Source organism: Clostridium sp. DFI.1.208, from assembly GCF_024463855.1.
Lineage (GTDB): Bacteria > Bacillota_I > Bacilli_A > Erysipelotrichales > Erysipelotrichaceae > Clostridium_AQ.
In genome coordinates this window covers 1-204 of the sequence record NZ_JANGCA010000368.1, presented here as the reverse complement: position 1 = coordinate 204, position 204 = coordinate 1, and the positions used below count along the sequence as shown (strand labels likewise).

The window sequence follows — 204 nt, the reverse complement described above, 5'->3', positions numbered from 1 at the left end:
GAACTGAGAGGAGGTGTAAAGACATGAAGAAGGCAGCGATCCTGCTCATGATCCTGATGACGATGAGCCTGCAGACAGTGCAGGCAGAGGATGCGAATGAGCATGATGAGAACGGGAGCATCGTGACGGATCTCCCCTATTCCCAGGAGATGGAGGGAGAGATGTACGGCGCACTGTACGGCAATGTGGACAGTGACATCGATA

1 protein-coding gene is annotated in these 204 nt (G+C 53.4%); it reads left to right on the top strand.

The features are described from left to right. Window positions 1-23: 23 nt before the first annotated feature. Window positions 24-204: hypothetical protein (locus tag NE665_RS24710; protein ID WP_256302808.1), on the top strand; the 181-nt coding region annotated here is incomplete at its 3' end.